Source organism: Paenibacillus silvestris (assembly GCF_009882985.1).
Taxonomy (GTDB): Bacteria; Bacillota; Bacilli; order Paenibacillales; family NBRC-103111; genus Paenibacillus_E; species Paenibacillus_E silvestris.
In genome coordinates, this window is record NZ_WTUZ01000022.1 from 111,297 (window position 1) to 129,694 (window position 18,398).

Genomic DNA, 18,398 nt, shown 5'->3' on the forward strand with positions numbered 1-18,398 from the left:
GGCTTGAACATCCCAAGCCGCCATGAGCAGGAAGCGTTATGTCGTAACTGGTGATTTAAACGTGCGCAAAGGTAAAAGCGAAAGTGCCAGCATGAGGACGAAAAAGGCGATAAAATAAGAGGAAATATGGTCGCGAAGCTGCCCAGCCATCATAGGGCCAATAAAGGCGCCAACAGAGTAAGAAATAGAGAGCAGAGAAAAGACGCGTCCGTAACGATTGCTGCTGGTAATGCTGGCAAGCAGTGCTGCTAAAGCGGGATAGATGACACCTTTGGCCATACCGATCAGGAAGAGGGAAACTGACAAGGGGATGGGCCACTGAATGGCTAAGCCAAAGAATACAACAGCTAACGACAAGCTTCCACAGACAGTTCGGATAAATGGCGGCACTTTATTAAGGAACCAGAACGAGATGCTTAGCAGAGCCCCTAAGCTGATTAATGTGAAAAATACGCCAGAGGTAAGTATAGATTCGCGAGCAGATTTCATAAGCGGCAGCTCAAAGAATAAAATGCCTTGGGAGCAGGAAAGCGCCATGGGAATAAGGAAAAATAGCCAAGGGACTGACACGCCGGCAGGCAAATTGGAATCCTCTTCTGGCATCCCGTGGCCATGATGATCCAAAATTTGAGGTTTACCAGCGGATTGGCTCAGCAGCTGTTTTTCTTTGACACCAAAGATAGCTAGAAATCCCGTTATAATCAGAATCCAGCCCAACACGGAAAAAGCGGTTGTAAAGCCGATCTTGGCCACTAAAATGGCTCCAGCCGCAGGAGAAACCACGGAAGCTAACGTGTGGATCAGGCCGTTCCCCGCCATCAGTTTACTCTGCTCAATGCGGTCTTTGGCGATGCGAGCAAGCAGTGACAAGCAGGCCGGAGATAAGAAGGCAAGCACAAATCCGCTTATGGAACGAATGTAGAGCAGGTGCCATGGATCTTTGACATTAGATTGAAAAAGTAAGATGATCCCTGCTACAATCAGGCTAAAGACAATGAAAAATTTGCTGCCGTATTTGTCCACACCATAACCAGCGATGAGATTGCCGGGCAAGTGCGTGATCGAGTATACGCCCATGATTAGCCCTATAAAGGAAGGAGCGGCCCCTAAGGATAAGGCGAAAGGTGACAGAATCGGGTACTGTGCGTGCAAATCAAAAAAAGCCACAAACATAAATAAGTACAGCCAAAGGGCTGTTCGCATGTGCTCACCACCTTGATTAGACTTGTCTCTTCTTAAGATGTACGCCGCTTGTCCGATGGATATGACCTTTCCGTATAATTGACACAATTCTGATGGAGGAAGCTATGGATGCTTATGTGATTCTTTTGCTGGCATGTGTCGCTGTTTTTCTAGTATTCCGGCTTCGGCAGTCCTTTCGCAAAACGAGAGGCAAAGCCGATCAAACGGATGAAATTCAACGAAAACTAGCGTTGTTAAAGAAAAAAAGGGATGAAGACTGAGGATTCCCTGTAGTATGATAGGGATGGACTTTTAGATTAACAGGAGGGGTTCTTTTTGGATCAGTGGATTTCATTTGCACAGGATCGTTGGTATTTACTAGTTGCCGCTATTATTATTTTATTTATTGTTATTGGGATTGTGAAAACAGTCATTAAATGGATTGTTGTCATTGTAGTTGTCGGTGCGCTCATCGTTTATGGAGCAAGTTATAAGGATAAAATAAAGGATATTGGGACAAGCGTGGTAACCCAAGTTGGCGATGAGGTCAAAGACAAAGCTATCAGTACGTTGACTGCGGAAGCGAAAGAAGCACAATTCAAGGCCAATCCTGACGGGTCCTTTATCGTTTCGACGAAGAGTCTGAAAGTGGAAGGCAAAGCAGGAACGGATGAAGTTCAGGTTACTTTTCTTGGCAAAACTTTCAAAATGAGCGCGAATGCCGCAGTGAATGCTTTCATAGAACAAGCGAAGAAAAACGCAGGCTAGTAGAATTAGGAGTAGGGAGGGTGAGCAGTCATGGATATTACCTGGTTCAAAGCCAATTCAATTAACTTCATATCCATTGTGATTGTGCTCACTTTCGCGGGCTCTGTCCTTCAAGGGTTTTTCCGAGGCGGGTCTGGATCTGCGAAACACCTTCTGTCCATGCTCGTGGAAGCGGTCATCGTCATTGTGTCCATGTTCATTGCGTGGAAGGGTGTGCAGCTTATTTCGCCTTTGATTCAAACCTGGCTGAAAGGTCAGAATCTGCAAGTGCCATCCGTAGAGATTAGTGCTCTTAAGCAAGCCTACTATACAGCTTTAACTAGCATTCGAGATTTCCCGCTGCTGCGCTTCGGCGTATTGTTTTTGCTCGGCTATATGATTGTGAAGCAGTTCCTGAACCTGCTGATTGACCCGCTGATTGGACATTGGCTGGCGCATCGTGATCCATATCGGGAACGCAGTAATTCGTTCATCTCCTCCGTTTCTGGGGGAGCAATCGGCTCTGTAGCCGGTTTCGCACGAGCGCTCATACTGATTGCCGTTTTGTTCATTTATGTGACTTTATTCCCGCATTCCATGGTGACCCCGTATATCGAGTCCTCTCAGATGTATCAAAAAGGGGCGAAGGAAGTCATTTCTCCCTTCACTGGAGACTTCATTGCCGATAAGGTGCCGGTATTCACCCGGGCGGTGGAGCAGGAATTCACGAACATTTTACAACGAAAATATGAAGTTCTGGATGCAAAGGTCCCTGGCAACATCGTAGATGCGGCCAAAGAGGTAACCGCCAGTGGAACGACAGATGAAGAGAAGGCGAAACTGCTGTACAAATGGGTGGGCAGCCGAATCGACTACGACTGGGATAAAGTGAAGCTGTATGAAGAACAGCGTATTTGGAAGGAACAGACCCCAGAGGATACGTTCAACACCCGAGAAGGGGTGTGCATCGATTACTCCAGATTATATGCCCAAATGGCTAGAGCTGTAGGTCTGGATGTTAAGGTTGTAACTGGCCTTGGATATGATGGGCAGGGCAGCTACGGACCTCACGCATGGAACGAAGTGTACCTCAAAGAGTCCAAGATTTGGGTGCCTTTGGATTCAACTTGGGTAGCCAGTGGGGGCAACTGGTTCAATCCGCCAAACTTTGACCAAACGCATATTAGAGATGTTTAACCCTATTGAGAGTTAATAAAAGGAAGCAAGGTGGCTTCTCTCGGAGATCCGGGGGAGGCTTTTTTGTGATTTTTCTCATCCATTCGTAAATGTGGTAAACTATTAAGGTGCTATTTTGAGAACATGAAGGAGTCCGTATGTCGAAATCTATTCAGGAATATCCGATGATTTACTTAGATGCGGGAGACACGCTGCTAACGATTCCCGCAGCCCAAACGATTTTGAAGCAGTACCTTGAGTTGCGTTCCGTGGAGCGAGATGAGGCTCATATTAGTGAACTGTTTACAGAGGCTTTTCGTCTATTTTATTATGTGAATAAACAAGATAACTTCATTGTGTGTTCGCCAGAGTCAGATCGTGAATTCTGGGTCAACCTATATAAATATGTGCTGCATAAACTGGGTATTCATGAGGAATGGTCAGAGGAAGAGATTTTCAAGTGCTGCCACGAGCTTTATGACATCTATACCGCACCTGAGTACTATGAATTGTTTGATGATGTTAAGCCTTTTCTCGAACGACTTCAGGCTGGGGGCTTTAGAATCGGGATTATTAGCAATTTTGCACCAACGCTGAAAGCAATTTTAGAAGATAAAGGGATTCTTCATTATTTTGACCCTGTGCTCGTGTCGACAGAGGTCGGTCTTGAGAAGCCGGATCCGGCAATTTTTCAACTCGCCTTAGAACGTGCAGGTGTAGCAGCGAAAGATGTGCTCTATATCGGCGATCACGAAACGAATGACGTTTGGGCGCCGAGTCAAGTCGGCATCGATTCGGTTCGCATTATCCGTTATGACTACCATACCGGGGAGGGTATTCGATCCCTGCTTGAGCTATTTGATGAACAGCAAGCTATTGTGTAAGAAAGGATCTGAGTGTGATGAAACCATCCATAATGGATGATCCAAAGAAGAAGGAGATTACCAAGAAGCGGCATTTTTCGTTTCGGATCAATATCTTTTTCTTTATAACGTTCTTATTATTTTCCGTACTTATCGTGCGATTGGCCATTCTACAATTCGTTCAAGCCAAAGATTTGAAGGCAGCAGAGAATACGAATACGAATCAGACGAATAAAATTGCTCCGATCCGCGGCAACATTTATGATTCTACGAAATCACCTCTTGCCTATACCATCCCAGTGCAGTCCTTATTTTTCCGGATTGAGCCGTCCCAGCAGGATAAAGATGAAGTCATTCGCATGGCGAATAAGCTGAAAACAGACGTTTTTGATAAATACGGCAAACCGGATGCCAAGAAGCTGGAGCCCGCGGAAATCGTGCTCGCCATGGACTTAGGCTATGATATCAATAAAAACAAAGTAAAAGACCCGAGTTATTACTGGGTTCCGCGTAAAATCAAAACGGATTTGTCCAATAAAGAAATCGCTTATTTATTAGAGCACAGGGATGAGTTCAAGTGGCTTGAAGTGACAGAAGAGAGCATCCGTACTTACGAATTGGACGATATGGACACAGACGGAGTACCGTCAACGATTGCTCCGCAATTAATTGGCTACCTCAAAAGCTATTCGACAGAAAAAGCCAAGGAGATGTACCAAGATAACGAAAACAGCAAGGAATATCTCGATACCGAAAATGTCGGTTTCGATGGCATCGAGCGGATGTATCAGGACGAGCTTCGCGGGAAGAATGGGTACAAAATATACCCTGTAAATGCTGCCATGAAAATTATTGGCCGCGCAACAGTAACGAAGCCGACAAAAGGTAACAACTTGTATCTGTCGATCAATAAAGATATTCAGAAAACGGCTGAAAAGGCGATTGCCGATCAGATTGCTTTTTTACATACCCCATATGCGCGGAATGATGCTTTTATTAAATATGGGGCGAATGCGCAGGCTGGTTATGCGGTTGCTATGGAAGTAGACACGGGGCGCGTCGTGACGATGGCGAATTACCCTGACTACAATTCCAATGAATGGACAGGCGGTATCTCGCAGGCAACATTAGATGATGTTGGCTCCTATATTGCGAATGGTTCGATTACAACTGCGTATCCGAAATACACGGATAAGGAGCGGCCGAAACATCCGTCTTCGATCGTGTTCATGGGTTCAACAATCAAACCGTTGTCCGTTCTGATTGGTTTAACTGAGAAATTGATTACACCTTCCAATCAATACTATTACGATTCGGGTACCTTTACTTTTGGTAAAGCGAATTCTACAAGTTCGATTTCCAATTCAGGGAGAACCGCTTATGGAAACTTGGATGCCTCCAGCTCCATCGAACACTCGTCTAATACGTACATGTCGGCCAAAGTCGGGATTCCGTTCTATTCAAAATATGGCGGCGAAAATCCCGCAGTAACTGATAAGTGGGCAGAATATTTGGCCAAGTTCGGCTTAGGCGTCAAAACGGGCAGCGGCTTGCCTGGTGAAATTGCAGGTTCGAATGACTTTGCTAAGAATGCCAAAAAAGACAGTTATCAGTCTGCCATGGTGTATGCTTCATGGGGGCAGAATGAGAAAACAACGACGCTGCAACTCGCGCAGTTCGCTGCCACACTGGGCAGCCGCGGCAAAAGGATGAAGCCGTTGTACGTAGACGAGATTCGAAGCTTTGAAGGTGAACTCGTTAAAAAAGTGGAGCCTGAAGTGCTGGAGGATTCGAGCGCTTTATTCGCCAAAAATGACTGGAACACTATCATCCATGGGATGAAGAGTGGTGCGGAAGGCATTGAGGAGCTGCCTTATAACGTAGCTCGGAAGACCGGGACTTCGACGCAAGCCGTGGCAGGCGGAACGATCGACAACGCCGTGTTCATCGCCTTCGCGCCGGTCGAGAATCCGAAGCTAGCTGTTGCGGTCGTCGTGCCGGAAGGCGGCTACGGGCGCTATGGCGCATCCCCGATTGCGGCGAAAATCTTTCAGGCTTACGATGCAGCCAACGAAGGCATATTGACCAAACTTGGCGGCGGGAAAAGGCCTTGGTAGAAGCAGTAAAAAGTAAAGAACCTTCAAATCCACGTCTTAAGTGGGCTTGAAGGTTTTTTTATGAGCTTGTCTTGAGAAGTAATCCAAGCTTTCCAAAATTTAGTGAACTAAGTTGAGGGTCACTCCGTCTGTTTCAGGATACATCCTGACACAGAAGGGGGCCTCTACCGTGATGAAATCGCCGATTGCGGATGATCCGAAGAAAAAGGAACTAGCTCTTAAGAGGCATTTTTCACTGCGAATCAATCTTTTTTTCTTTGTAACCTTTGTCTTATTTTCCATACTCATCGTGCGGTTGGCTATGCTGCAGTTTGTCCAAACGAAAATACATAAAGCCGCAGAGAATAGAAATGGCACACAAACGATCCAAATTGCTCCCATCCGAGGCAACATCTATGACTCCTCAAAATCTCCGCTTGCCTACACCATTCCCATGCAGTCCTTATTTTTTCGAATTGATCCAAGCAGCCAAAAGCTAGATGATTTAATTGCTATGGCGGATCGGCTTAAAGCTGATGTTTTCGACAAGTATGCCAAACCAAACTCGAAAAGTCCGACTCCGGAAGAAATCATTCTAGCCATGGACATTGGCTACAACTACCAGAAGGCTGAAATTAAAAAACCAAGCTACTACTGGGTTCCGCGAAGAATAAAGGCAGACTTATCCAACGATGAGATCGCCTATATTTTAGAGCATAGGGATGAATTCAAATGGTTAGACGTAACGGAGGAAAGCATCCGCACCTACGAAATGGATGATGATGGCAAGACGACAATTGCTACGCATTTAGTGGGATATACGAACTCTTTTACTTCACCGACAGCCAAAGAAATCTACAAAGACAGCCCTATGGTTCAGGAATATTTGAGCTCGGAAAATGTGGGATTCGATGGCATCGAACGCATGTATCAGGATGAGCTGCGCGGCAGAAACGGCAGTAAGACATACCCTGTTGACGCCGTTAACAAAATCATTGGGAGAGCCGAGGTCACGGCTCCAGTTAAAGGAAATAATTTATATTTAACCCTACATAAAGATATCCAGAAAGCGACAGAACGAATGCTGGAGGAGCACATTAGCTACTTGCGCAGTCCATCGCACGCCAATGATTTGTATTTGAGTCTTGGGATGCAAGCAGCATCCGGGTTTGCCGTTGCTATGGAAGTGGATACGGGACGGGTAGTTACGATGGCGAACTATCCGGACTACGATGCTAATGCGTGGACCGGTGGTATGTCGGCAAGCGTTTATAAGGAAATCGAGACCTTCATTCCCAATGGCAGCATCCGAACGGCTAAAGCTAAGTATCCAGATGAAAAAGAAAATGCGAAACATCCATCATCCATTGTGTTCATGGGGTCCACGATTAAGCCTATGTCCGTGTTGATAGGGCTTAAAGAGAACTTTTTCAGCGGTAGTGGCACTATTTATTATGATACGGGGTCGTTTAGCTTTGGTAGAGGAGGCAATAGTACCATCACCAATTCGGGGAAAGCAGCTTACGGGGCGATGGATGCTGCAGGGGCGATTGAACATTCCTCTAATACGTTCATGTCTGAAAAGGTCGGTATTCCTTTCTGGGCTAAATTCGGCAGAGAGGATCCTGCAGTGACTGCCAAATGGGCCGAATACATGGCGAAATTCGGCATGGGGATCAAAACAGGGAGCGGGCTGCCTGGTGAGCTTGCAGGATCTAACGATTTTATCAAAAATGCTGAAAAAGATAGTTATCAATCCGCAATGGTCTACGCATCTTGGGGACAAAATGAGAAAACGACAACTTTGCAGCTTGCTCAGTACACAGCTACTTTGGCTAGTCGCGGGAAGCGGATGAAGCCGTTGTTCGTAGATGAAATTCGCGACTATCAGGGCCAATTGGTTAGGAAAGTTGAGCCTGAGGTACTGGAGGATTCTTCGACTGTGTTTGCCAAAGCGGATTGGGATACCATTATCCATGGGATGAAAAGCGGGGCGGAAGGGATCGACGAGTTACCGTTTAATGTGGCGCGCAAGACAGGAACTTCCACCCAAAGCGTGTCGGGAGGTTCGGTTGAAAATGCGGTATTCATCGCCTTCGCACCCGTTGAGAACCCGAAGCTCGCTGTCGCGGTTGTCGTGCCGGAAGGCGGCTTTGGGCGCTATGGGGCAGCCCCGATTGCGGCTAAGATCTTTCAAGCTTATGACGCTGCCAACGAAGGCGTTCTGACGAAGCTTGGCGGTGGGAAGCGGCCTTGGTAGGTGGGCAGTTGGTTGGGGAGGACGGGGATGGGAAGGGCCGGGAGAGGCTAGAGGGGGTGAAGTGCTGGGAGCCCGCCAAGCATGCGTGTATCAACACTCCCTCATCTCAAGATCCTTCGCCTGTCTTCCATGCTCATGCTCTCCCCTAGATCCTTCGCCGCTTCCATGCTCCCTCCCCTAGATCCTTCTCCACTCCCCCATACAAGGGGACTGTGGTCCGTTATTTTGAGCGAAAAAGGCTGTTTTCGCGATTAGGGGGAACCACAGGGTCTTATCTATTGGAAAACACGACTTTTTCTGGGGATTACACCCAAATAACGGACCGCAGTTCCCACTAGATCTCCATATTGAGGAAATCTGGAGAAATAGCGGAACATAGTTCCCGCCAAGTGCGCGAACAAACAGAAAAGAGAGGCTGCCTCAGACAGCAGCCTCCCTTACCAAAACGTTACTGGCGTACCCGAATCCACACCGCCATCTCACCAACCCCACGATTTCCCCATTGGAAATAGGGAACTGCCTGCAAAGCGACCGGCTCAGCCGTTGGCGCCCAACGACGGTACGGCTCAGCCGAAGCCCATGCCTCAGCCGTGGCATCTCGAAAGCCCTCGGCTTCAATCCTCACAGTGCCGCCAAGCACATCAGCGTCAGCTTCAACCTTCAGCTTCGTGCTGCTCTGAAGACTAAGACTAGCCAGCGGAGTCCCATTATCGACCTGCTCAACGCAGTAAACAAGCGGTCCTCTTTGAATCGCGGCTTTCCCGGCATTGCTGCGGATGAGCGGACTAGCTTGAATAAGATGTGCCTCCATCGGAAGCAGCCAAGTGACGGTGTCACCGTCTGTCCAAATTCGCTCGATAATCGCGTAGCCATTTTCAATCGTGTATGCATCCTCTTTCTCGCCATTGATAAGCAATTGAGGTTGGCCGTCGCACCAGTAGGGCACGCGCAACGCAAGTGTGAACGAACGCGGTTGTGCCAAGCTTAGCTCAAGCGATGCCTCCCCTTTCCAAGGCAAAGAACATACCTGTTTCAGCCCAACTTGTACAGCATCATCCAATGTAATCGTGCTTTCGCTGCCGATGAACAAATGGCAATTGATACGTCCTGCCTCTGTCGTATAAATATACTCCCCAAGCGAGGAGAGAATCCGTGCCAAGTTAGGAGGACAGCAAGCGCACCCAAACCATTTCTGGCGTTCAGCTTTGACGTGATACTTGCCGGGATTGCTCGCAGAAGCTTGAGGCCAAACCTCGAGCGGATTCACATAAAAGAATCGTTTACCATCTTGACTCATACTGCCGATGATAATGTTATATAGCGCTCGCTCGATCACGTCGGCGTACTCGCTCCGTGTTTCAATACGCAGCATGCGCTGTGCAAAAAACACTAAGCCGATGGAAGCGCAAGTCTCGGCATACACCGTATCATTCGGCAAATCATAGTCGAACGAGAAAGCCTCCCCATGGTGCGTCGACCCGATACCGCCAGTTATGTACATTTGCTTCTGCGTCATGTTCGCCCAAAGCTTCTTGCATGCAGTAAGAAGCTTCTCATCCCCAGTCAGTCTAGCCAAATCAGCCATTGCCGTGTACATATATACAGCTCTAACCGAATGCCCGATTGCTGTATCTTGCTCACGAACAGGCAGGTGACTCTGATTATAAATACTGCTCAGACTCGGTGATGGCGTTTGACCAGCGCGATAGATCGAAGTTTTTCCCCGACGCTCCCACTCCTCCTCGAAGAAATCAGGTCGCTGTCCTCGCTCATCGATGAAATAGCAGGCCAGCTGCAGATATTTCTCCTGCTTCGTTACCTTATACAACTTGACCAGGGCGAGTTCAATTTCTTGATGCCCGTCATAACCTCTAAGCTTTCCTTCCTGGGGTCCGAATACATCCTGAATATGATCTGCAAAACGGCACATCGCATCCAGCAGCTTCCTTTTCCCCGTAGCCTCAAAGTACGCAACGGCAGCTTCAATCATATGTCCTGCACAGTACAATTCATGGCATTCATACAAGTTTGTCCAGCGCTTGCCGGGTTCCTTGATCGTATAGTAGGTATTCAAATAACCATCACTTTGCTGTGCCTGGACGATGAGGTCGATTGTCTCATCAGCGGTCTGTTCCAACGTTGCATCTGGGTACTGCTGAAGAGAATAGGCGACGGCTTCGAGCCATTTGGCAAGATCGGAGTCTTGGAACACCCAGCCGTGGTATTCCCCTGTTTCCAAGCCTGCGGCAATTCGAAAATTATGGATCGCATGACTTGGTTCAGCGTCCGGAACGCGATCATTCAGTGCTTCCCATTGATACGGGATGACCGTATTTCGAACTAGGCTGACGTAGTGATTCCAGAAGTCATCGTTGATTTGGACTTGATTCAGAGATAATTTGTGTTTTTCCGGCAGCAATGTATTTGACATGATGCAACCTCCCGAATTTGCGAAATAGGCTTTACTTTCTCCAATTATATGAGGGATAATGACGAGGGAACAGGTAGGAATGCAACTAGTTATTTATAAAATTTCACACAAATTATCGAAGGAGACTGCCGCCTGATGAAAGAGATATCGCTAGCTGCACCGCCACTGCCTTATTATTTGGAAAGCGGATTTAGAGCGTATACAGCAGGGGATACGCACCCAGATCGCGCAAGGTTAGGGATGTATGATCTTCTTTTCATTACGAAAGGTACGCTTCATTTGGGGGAAGAGGAGCAGACGTGGAGCTTGACCAAGGGCCAGTATGCGCTGCTGCTTCCTGATAAATATCATTATTCTGTACGGCCCTGCGACTCAGATTGTCATTTCTTTTGGCTGCATTTTCAAACCGTTACCCCGTACATCATCAGAGAGAGCAGGGCTCTTCCGCTCAGCCAGTTCGTTTTGCCTCAAAAAAATGAAATTACGCTGCATCAACAAGGGGAAGTAGCGGACCCCGAACGGCTTGCGCTGCTTTGGGGCCAACTGAAAGAGATGTCTGTTTCGGAGAGATCGTTATCGTTCTGGGAAGAGCAGCGTATGTTCACGGAGATCTTGCGTACGCTAGACATCGGAAATAAACCGGATGAACAGTCCAAGGTTCATAGGCTGGCAGAGCGCATCGAAGCTTATATTAAGCAGCATTACTCGGATGATTTGACCAATGAGAGGTTAGTTGAGGAGTTTCATTTTCATCCGAATTACTTAAGCCGTTGTATGAAAAGCGTATATGGCTGCACGCCATTAGAATATCTGGTTGCCTATCGAATCGAACAGTCCAAGCTGCTGCTGCTGAAAACGCAGTGGTCTATTGAGCGCATCTCGGAGGAGGTGGGCTTCCATCATGCCGCTTACTTCTCAAACTGTTTTCGGGGCAAAATAGGACTTTCACCGCTCGCCTACCGGAAGCAATACATAAGAAGCGGAACCCTTTTCCCTACCTAAGCATATGTTGGTGTAAGGAGGAAAGCCCTCCTTTACGCCAAAAGTTGCGCTAGGTAAACTTTTGTGCGCAGAGAAAAGAAAGGTGGGGGACTGCATGAAAACGACGCGATTAGCAGCTTCATTAAAAAGACTGATCATTACCTTCATTTTCCTGTGATAGACAGCTGAATGCGTACTTTCATCCTATTTCCAGTATGGCGGACGGATATGGTATACTAATGTATCGGTAGTCGCGAGAGATAGTTTGATGAATGGTACGGAGGAGTGAGTTTCACCATGTGTGGTATTACAGGTGTGATGTATTTTGAAGATAGAGAACCAACGGTTGCAATGCTGCAGCAAATGACAGATGTGATTGTGCATCGGGGACCGAACGATTCCGGTTTTTGGACGGATAATCGGATTGGTCTAGGCTTTCGCCGGTTGTCCATTATTGATATTCAAGAAGGACATCAGCCGCTAGCCAATGAGGATGATTCCGTGTGGATCATTTTTAACGGGGAAATATATAATTACAAAGAATTGCGCGGAATGCTGCAGGAACGCGGGCATCAATTCCGTACGCATAGTGATACGGAGGTTATTGTTCACCTTTATGAGGAGTTTGGAGAGGAATGCGTCAAGCATTTGCGCGGCATGTTCGGGTTCGTGATCTGGGACAAGAAAAAGAAGCAGCTGTTCGGAGCGAGAGACCATTTCGGCATTAAGCCGTTTTACTATCATGTTAATGACCGTCAGTTTTTGTTTGGCTCTGAAATTAAGAGCTTGCTCGCTGCGGATGGCATGAACCGGTTGATCCATACGGACAGCTTGCTGAACTATCTAACCTTTCAATATGTGCCAGAGCCGAATACGATGTTCCATGGCATCCACAAGCTGCCGCCAGCCCACTATGTAAAGGTAACCTTCGATGGTGAAATGACGATACATAAGTATTGGGATCCGATGTTCGAGCCGGAAGAACGTCCTTTTGACTATTATGTGGAGCAAATCCGCGAAACGTTGAAGGACTCTGTCAAGCACCACATGGTCAGCGATGTGGAGCGGGGATGCTTCTTGTCCAGTGGGATTGACTCCACGGCCATCGCCACCCATATGCGGAACATTGAACCGATCCGCACGTTCTCTGTTGGCTTCGAAGGTGCCAACAACGAAACACCGATCGCCGCCCAGACGGCTGCGACGCTTGGCACAGAGCACTACGATAAAGTCATCACGAAGGATGACTTCTTCAGTACGATGCCGAAGGCGATCTGGCACCAGGACGAGCCTGTCGCCGATCCTTCGGCCATTGCCCTCTACCACGTGGCGCAGCTTGCGCGCGAGCACGTGACGGTTGTGCTGTCCGGCGAAGGCGCGGACGAGCTGTTCGGCGGCTATCGCATCTATCGCGAGCCGCAATCTTTGCGGCCGATTGATCAGCTGCCGCATTCGATCAAGCGCATGCTGAACCGCTTCGCCCGGATGCTGCCAAGCAGCGTGAAGGGGCGCAATTACGTCTTGCGCGGCACGACGCCGCTCGAGGAGCGCTTCCTCGGTAACGCGAAGATTTTCACAGAGGATATGAAAGCGGAAGTGCTGCGCCTCGATACGGAGATGCTGCGGGCATATAAGAATCCAGTGCAGATTGCTGGAGATTATTACAACAAGACCCAACATCTCGATCCCGTCAGCCGGATGCAATATATCGACATGAACCTGTGGATGCCTGGTGATATTCTTATGAAAGCCGATAAGATGACGATGGCACATTCGCTCGAGCTGCGTGTTCCTTTCCTGGATAAGGAGCTGTTCGAGGTGGCACGCCGCATCCCGGCGAAATATCGAATAGCGAATGGAACAACCAAATATATATTCCGTAAAGCAATGGAAGGCATCATCCCGGATCCGATTCTGAATCGTCCGAAGCTGGGTTTCCCAGTACCTTTGCGCCAATGGATACAAGGCTCGATGGGGGATGTACTGCTTGAGCAGATCAAAGCCAGCGGGATTGAAGATTACATTAATATGAACACCGTAGAACGGATGCTTCAGAAGCACCGTAGTGGTCAGGGCGATTATGCACGCCGGATTTGGACGATCTATATTTTTGCCCTCTGGCATATGACTTTTATGGAAGAGCTGCCTAAGAAAGTGCTCGCTGCTTACTAGGTCTATGAAGGACAGGAGATGGGGAACGTGGGAACTTATAAGTTAATAGCCCTCGATATGGACGGTACCTTACTGGATGAGGAGAAGAAAATATCTCCGGAAAATCAATCCGCAATCCGTCAAGCGACAGAGGCTGGCAAAATCGTCATCATGTCGACCGGCCGCGGAGCGATAAGCGCCATGCCTTATATTCAGGAGCTGGGTTTGTCTACACCTATGGTTATGGTGAATGGCGGCGAAGTATGGGAGTCGCCGGATAAATTGCTTCGGCGGACACTGCTTCCTGTGGAAACCGTGAGCCGGTTGCATGCACTCGCAGAGGAGCATGACTGCTGGTGGTGGGCTTATTCTGTCGAAAGCGGGGTCTTCAATCGCGAGCGCGAAGGCCTGGACATCCCGAACAGCGAATGGTTGAAGTTCGGCTTCTTCACAGAAAACGCGGAGAAATTGCAGCGTATTCGCGAAATTGCAGAGAGCTGGGGAACGCTCGAAATCAGCAACTCTCATCCATCGAACATTGAATTAAATCCACTTGGGATTAGTAAAGCGAGCGGTGTGGAGGCTGTTTGTCAGCTTCTGGGGATTCAGATGTCGGAAGTCATTGCAATGGGAGACAGTCAGAATGATATCACGATGATTCGTGAAGCAGGTCTTGGTGTAGCTATGGGCAATGCGCAGGATGAAGTCAAACAGATTGCGGACATCACGACGGTTACGAACGAAGAGAGTGCGGTTGCCAAAATCATTCATGCGTATATGCTGTAAAAGCTATAAGACTTTTAGCCCGTACAATAACGGATGGAGATGAATCCATGATCACGTTAGCCTGGAGCTTGGTCATTCTTTTATTTGTCGTAGGTATGGTAGGCGCGGTTTATCCAGTGCTGCCGGGTGTTCTAGCCATATATGCAGCGTTCTTCCTGTATGGCTGGCTGGTTAGCTTCGAGCCGTTCGGCTGGGTGTTCTGGACGACACAAACCCTGATTGTCATCATTATTATGGTTGCTGATTATGCGGTCAGTGCAATGGGAGTCAAGAAATTTGGAGGTTCGAAGGCGGCTGTGATTGGGAGCACCATTGGCCTTATTATTGGGCCCTTCGTCATTCCGGCTTTCGGATTAATCATCGGACCGTTCTTAGGTGCTGTAATTGGTGAAATTATCATCGGCACCAAATGGCAGAAGGCGATTAGCGCGGGGATTGGTTCTGTGATCGGTTTCTTTGCCAGCAGTGCAGTCAAAATTGTGCTGCAGCTAGCGATGATTGCCCTCTTCTTCATTTGGGTTTTTTAATTGAACAGGATGTTGTTTGAATACAGGATTAGAGAGTAGGAACACACTTGACGAAGGAAACCAAAGATTCTCTTGTAAAAGGGACGCTCATTCTCACCGTAGCCGCGCTTGTAGCGCGGTTTCTCGGCGTTTTCCAGCGTATTCCGCTGGTTCACCTGCTGCATGAGGGTGGAATGGGCAGTTATTCGATTGCTTTTAATCTGTACTCTATTCTTCTTGTTGTAGCAACGGCGGGAATTCCCAGTGCATTAAGCAAAATGGTATCAGAGAAGTACGCAATCGGACGACCTGCCGAGGCAGAGCGAATCTATCGCGCAGCCATTTTATTTGCTGTTGTAGCTGGTGCGCTCATGACCGTGCTGTTATATGTGTTCGCACCAATTTATGCGGAACAAATTTCACGCGGCGGACCCGACGCTACGCTGGCAACTCGCGCAATCGCGCCGGCCATGCTGTTCTTCCCGCTCATTGCGATTATGCGCGGTTATTTCCAAGGCAGACAGAACATGATGCCTAACGGGGTATCGCAAGTTGTGGAACAAATATTCAGGCTGGTCACTTCGATTGGTCTTGCCTTTATTCTATTAAACATCAGCTTGGCCTGGGGTGTAGCAGGTGCATCATTCGGTGGAGTCATGGGGGGAATTGCCGCTCTGGCGGTTATGCTCTACTATGCGATGAAGCTTAAACGCAGGGACGCTCAAAGGCTGAAAGAGAATGTGTCTCACGCGGCGGCTAATGAAACTGCAGCAGGACATTCTTCGGCGCCAGTACCAACAGTGCCGGCAAAGTATAGCGAGATTTACCGCAGCCTGCTGAAGCTTTCGATTCCGATCGTCATCTTCTCGGTGACGGTTACGTTGGTCTATGCGATCGATACTTCGATCATTATTCCCCTCTTGGAAGGGACGATTGGCAGCAGTGAGGCACTTGGATTGGTCGGTATTATCGGGGGGCGCGCGCAGTCTCTGGCGGGCATTCCGATTATCTTGGCGATTGCGCTCAGTCAATCTGTCGTGCCAATCATCTCAGCGGCTTACTCCCGCAAAGATATGAAACAGGTAGGGCACCAAACAACCAGAGTGCTGCAGTTGTCTATTTTATCGGGATTGCCTGCGGTTCTCGTGATCGCGATTGCAGCGCGTCCGCTCGATTTCTTCATGTTTGGACATGAGGATACTGCCTATGGCATGAGTCATGGGCCATACATGATCTCCTTGTTAACTTTAGGCGCTATGTTCCAAATCGTCATGCAAACCTCTGGCGCCGTACTAATGGGCATGGGCCGTATGAAACCGCTGATGCTGCATGTTGCCGTAGGTATTGCGGTTAAGCTGGCAGGCAGCTTCTTGCTTGCTCCGTTATTCGGCATTTATGGCATTATCGGCTCCACAGGACTTTGCTTCATCGCCATGTCATGGCTCAACTTGCGCACGCTGCGCAAGGATGTGAAATTCACCATTCTTGGACGACGCTTCATTGGTTTAATCATTTCGATTGTGGTCATCGCCGGTTTAGGCATAACGGCTGAATGGTTGACTCACACATATGTGCAGCCAACGAGCTTGTACAGGATCAATGAAGGAATCAATGCTGTACTCGTTTGTGGCTTCACAGCTGCTCTCTACCCATTGATGTTAATGGTGACGCGAGTGGTGACGAAGGACGACGTGAAGAATTTCCCGGCACCAGTCCAAAAGTTGATAGGCAAAGCAAGTCGCCTTATCGGACGACGTTCATAGCCTGCGCAGCAAGTATGGCAAGCTCGATGCTATTAAGCCCTTCGCTCATGGCGCGGGTTAGATCAATGGTCTGTGGCACTTCGATCGGGCGCAGATGCTCCATTGGGGCTTCGACGTCCTGAAACCAATCACCAGGTTCCACAGGCATAAGCGGCCTATCCGGCCATACAGTTTCAAGTGTAGGACTATACAAAGGCGGGCTTCCTTTCTTAAGGAAGCAGCCATCCAGCCTCTCCTGATAGAGATAATCAGGGGGGGCTTTTTGTATGGGGGAAAATAAGTGGGGCCAATAGTCTGCCCGTGAACCTGTGTGAGGCGTTGATGCTGCGAAGCGGAGAACGCCCTGGAGGACTTCAGGCACACCGAATAGTAGAGCATAAAGGCTTTTCCCAAGGGCTATTCTTTCATTTAAGTTGGCAAAATTCTCGAGAATGAGTCCAGCCAGACGGGGCTGGGGGGAGTCGGTTTCGGTGGATGGGGACCAAAAAGGGAAACCAACTGGATTCATTTGCAGCCAGCCTTGCGCTTTGAAAAATGCCTTATCAAGCACGGCTTGTTGGAACTGCCCTTTTTGGACAATACGCTGCTCAATATAATTTTGTTCATTCACAATAAGGGCAATCGTTAGTGCTGCTGAGTCTGGGGCTGCCCAAAATTCATGCCAGGCAGGAAGCATCCACATAGAAATCTCTAGATGGGGAAGCAAGTGAAACAGATTCTTCGCACGCTTCTTACTAGCCTCATAAAGCAGTAGTTGTGGATAAGCATCTTGAAAAATAAGACCGTTTGCGCGCTCAAGAAAAGCAAACAGGTGCTCAGCTTGATCCTTGTCAACGAGACGCGGCAGCAGTTCACCTTGCAGGTCGGTCATGTTCCAGCCGCCGTTGCGGGAGACCATATGGGCAAGCAGAGCCCAGTGAAGCTCAGGATACGCCTGGTAACAATCCCAATAGGCCGTTGTACGCGTTACGTTATTCCTGTTCTCCTTCTGGGTTCGTAGTCGGATGTCCTCCACTAGCGTTCTCTCTTCCGATGTAAGAGGGAAAGGCTGAACACCGCCTCGAAGCAGCTCTAATTGCTGGATGAGGCCCTTTTCTAATCTTCCTGTGATGTTTGTTGACAAAGGGATAGTGTCCAAACTTGATTTCATACTGACAATGACCTCCTCGACCGAACCCGAATCATCTCCTTATTGTTGGCCCATTTCCCCTTAGGTATGTGCGGATTATAGGTATTTAAGGCTACTTTTTTCCATAAATGGGGGAAGAACCTGATAATAAAATCCAATTACTAGCATGATTTTATGCATAAAATGAACTAACAGAAGTCAGCGCTGGCGGGGTGATCTACATTAGTATCAGCATGCACGTGGCAAGTTGTCGTCCGTGTCCTAAGAAGGCGTCCAAACGACGAAAAAAGAGGTCCAGGCATAGAACGAAACGTCTAGGAGTCAAAT

General features: G+C 48.3%; 14 protein-coding genes. 11 read left to right on the top strand and 3 right to left on the bottom strand.

Going from position 1 to position 18,398, the window contains the following annotated elements:
- Positions 1 to 36: 36 nt before the first annotated feature.
- Positions 37 to 1,203, bottom strand: a complete 1,167-nt coding sequence (locus GQF01_RS21015; RefSeq protein WP_161408665.1) for an MFS transporter — start codon at positions 1,201 to 1,203, stop codon at positions 37 to 39.
- 92 nt (positions 1,204 to 1,295) lie between these two features.
- On the opposite strand from GQF01_RS21015, the gene GQF01_RS21020 reads away from it, so the two are divergent.
- The 6 genes from GQF01_RS21020 (at position 1,296) to GQF01_RS21045 (ending at position 8,324) form a co-directional block, all read left to right on the top strand.
- On the top strand, positions 1,296 to 1,463 hold the full coding sequence (locus tag GQF01_RS21020) for a hypothetical protein (protein ID WP_161408666.1): 168 nt from the start codon (positions 1,296 to 1,298) through the stop codon (positions 1,461 to 1,463).
- A 55-nt stretch (positions 1,464 to 1,518) separates the two neighbouring features.
- Positions 1,519 to 1,950 (top strand): hypothetical protein, encoded by a 432-nt coding sequence (locus GQF01_RS21025; RefSeq protein WP_161408667.1) that lies wholly within the window; start codon positions 1,519 to 1,521, stop codon positions 1,948 to 1,950.
- Between the two features lie 30 nt (positions 1,951 to 1,980).
- Entirely contained in the window at positions 1,981 to 3,126 is a 1,146-nt protein-coding gene (locus tag GQF01_RS21030) for a transglutaminase domain-containing protein (RefSeq protein WP_161408668.1), read from the top strand.
- A gap of 137 nt (positions 3,127 to 3,263) precedes the next feature.
- Complete coding sequence (locus tag GQF01_RS21035) at positions 3,264 to 3,989, top strand: HAD-IA family hydrolase (RefSeq protein ID WP_161408669.1); 726 nt, start codon at positions 3,264 to 3,266, stop codon at positions 3,987 to 3,989.
- Between the two features lie 17 nt (positions 3,990 to 4,006).
- A complete protein-coding gene (locus GQF01_RS21040) occupies positions 4,007 to 6,085 on the top strand; it encodes a peptidoglycan D,D-transpeptidase FtsI family protein (RefSeq protein WP_235960126.1) in 2,079 nt (692 codons plus the stop codon).
- A gap of 172 nt (positions 6,086 to 6,257) precedes the next feature.
- A complete protein-coding gene (locus GQF01_RS21045) occupies positions 6,258 to 8,324 on the top strand; it encodes a peptidoglycan D,D-transpeptidase FtsI family protein (protein WP_161409872.1) in 2,067 nt (688 codons plus the stop codon).
- Positions 8,325 to 8,772: 448 nt separating this feature from the next.
- Here GQF01_RS21045 and GQF01_RS21050 read toward each other — a convergent pair whose 3' ends face one another.
- Positions 8,773 to 10,755: a glycoside hydrolase family 127 protein gene (locus GQF01_RS21050; RefSeq protein WP_161408671.1), complete on the bottom strand. Its 1,983-nt coding sequence runs from the start codon at positions 10,753 to 10,755 to the stop codon at positions 8,773 to 8,775.
- Positions 10,756 to 10,890: 135 nt separating this feature from the next.
- On the opposite strand from GQF01_RS21050, the gene GQF01_RS21055 reads away from it, so the two are divergent.
- The 5 genes from GQF01_RS21055 to GQF01_RS21075 all read left to right on the top strand — a co-directional run bounded on the left by GQF01_RS21055 (position 10,891) and on the right by GQF01_RS21075 (position 16,942).
- A complete protein-coding gene (locus GQF01_RS21055; RefSeq protein WP_161408672.1) occupies positions 10,891 to 11,757 on the top strand; it encodes a helix-turn-helix transcriptional regulator in 867 nt (288 codons plus the stop codon).
- 276 nt (positions 11,758 to 12,033) lie between these two features.
- Positions 12,034 to 13,908: an asparagine synthase (glutamine-hydrolyzing) gene (gene asnB / locus GQF01_RS21060; protein ID WP_161408673.1), complete on the top strand. Its 1,875-nt coding sequence runs from the start codon at positions 12,034 to 12,036 to the stop codon at positions 13,906 to 13,908.
- 27 nt (positions 13,909 to 13,935) lie between these two features.
- Positions 13,936 to 14,673, top strand: coding sequence for a Cof-type HAD-IIB family hydrolase (locus tag GQF01_RS21065; protein ID WP_161408674.1), 738 nt, complete (start codon positions 13,936 to 13,938; stop codon positions 14,671 to 14,673).
- Positions 14,674 to 14,720: 47 nt separating this feature from the next.
- On the top strand, positions 14,721 to 15,200 hold the full coding sequence (locus GQF01_RS21070; RefSeq protein WP_161408675.1) for a DUF456 domain-containing protein: 480 nt from the start codon (positions 14,721 to 14,723) through the stop codon (positions 15,198 to 15,200).
- Positions 15,201 to 15,247: 47 nt separating this feature from the next.
- Entirely contained in the window at positions 15,248 to 16,942 is a 1,695-nt protein-coding gene (locus tag GQF01_RS21075) for a putative polysaccharide biosynthesis protein (protein ID WP_161408676.1), read from the top strand.
- On the opposite strand, the gene GQF01_RS21080 is transcribed toward GQF01_RS21075, so the two are convergent.
- Positions 16,923 to 18,092 (bottom strand): DUF2515 family protein, encoded by a 1,170-nt coding sequence (locus tag GQF01_RS21080; RefSeq protein ID WP_161408677.1) that lies wholly within the window; start codon positions 18,090 to 18,092, stop codon positions 16,923 to 16,925. The genes GQF01_RS21075 and GQF01_RS21080 overlap by 20 nt on opposite strands.
- Positions 18,093 to 18,398 lie beyond the last annotated feature (306 nt).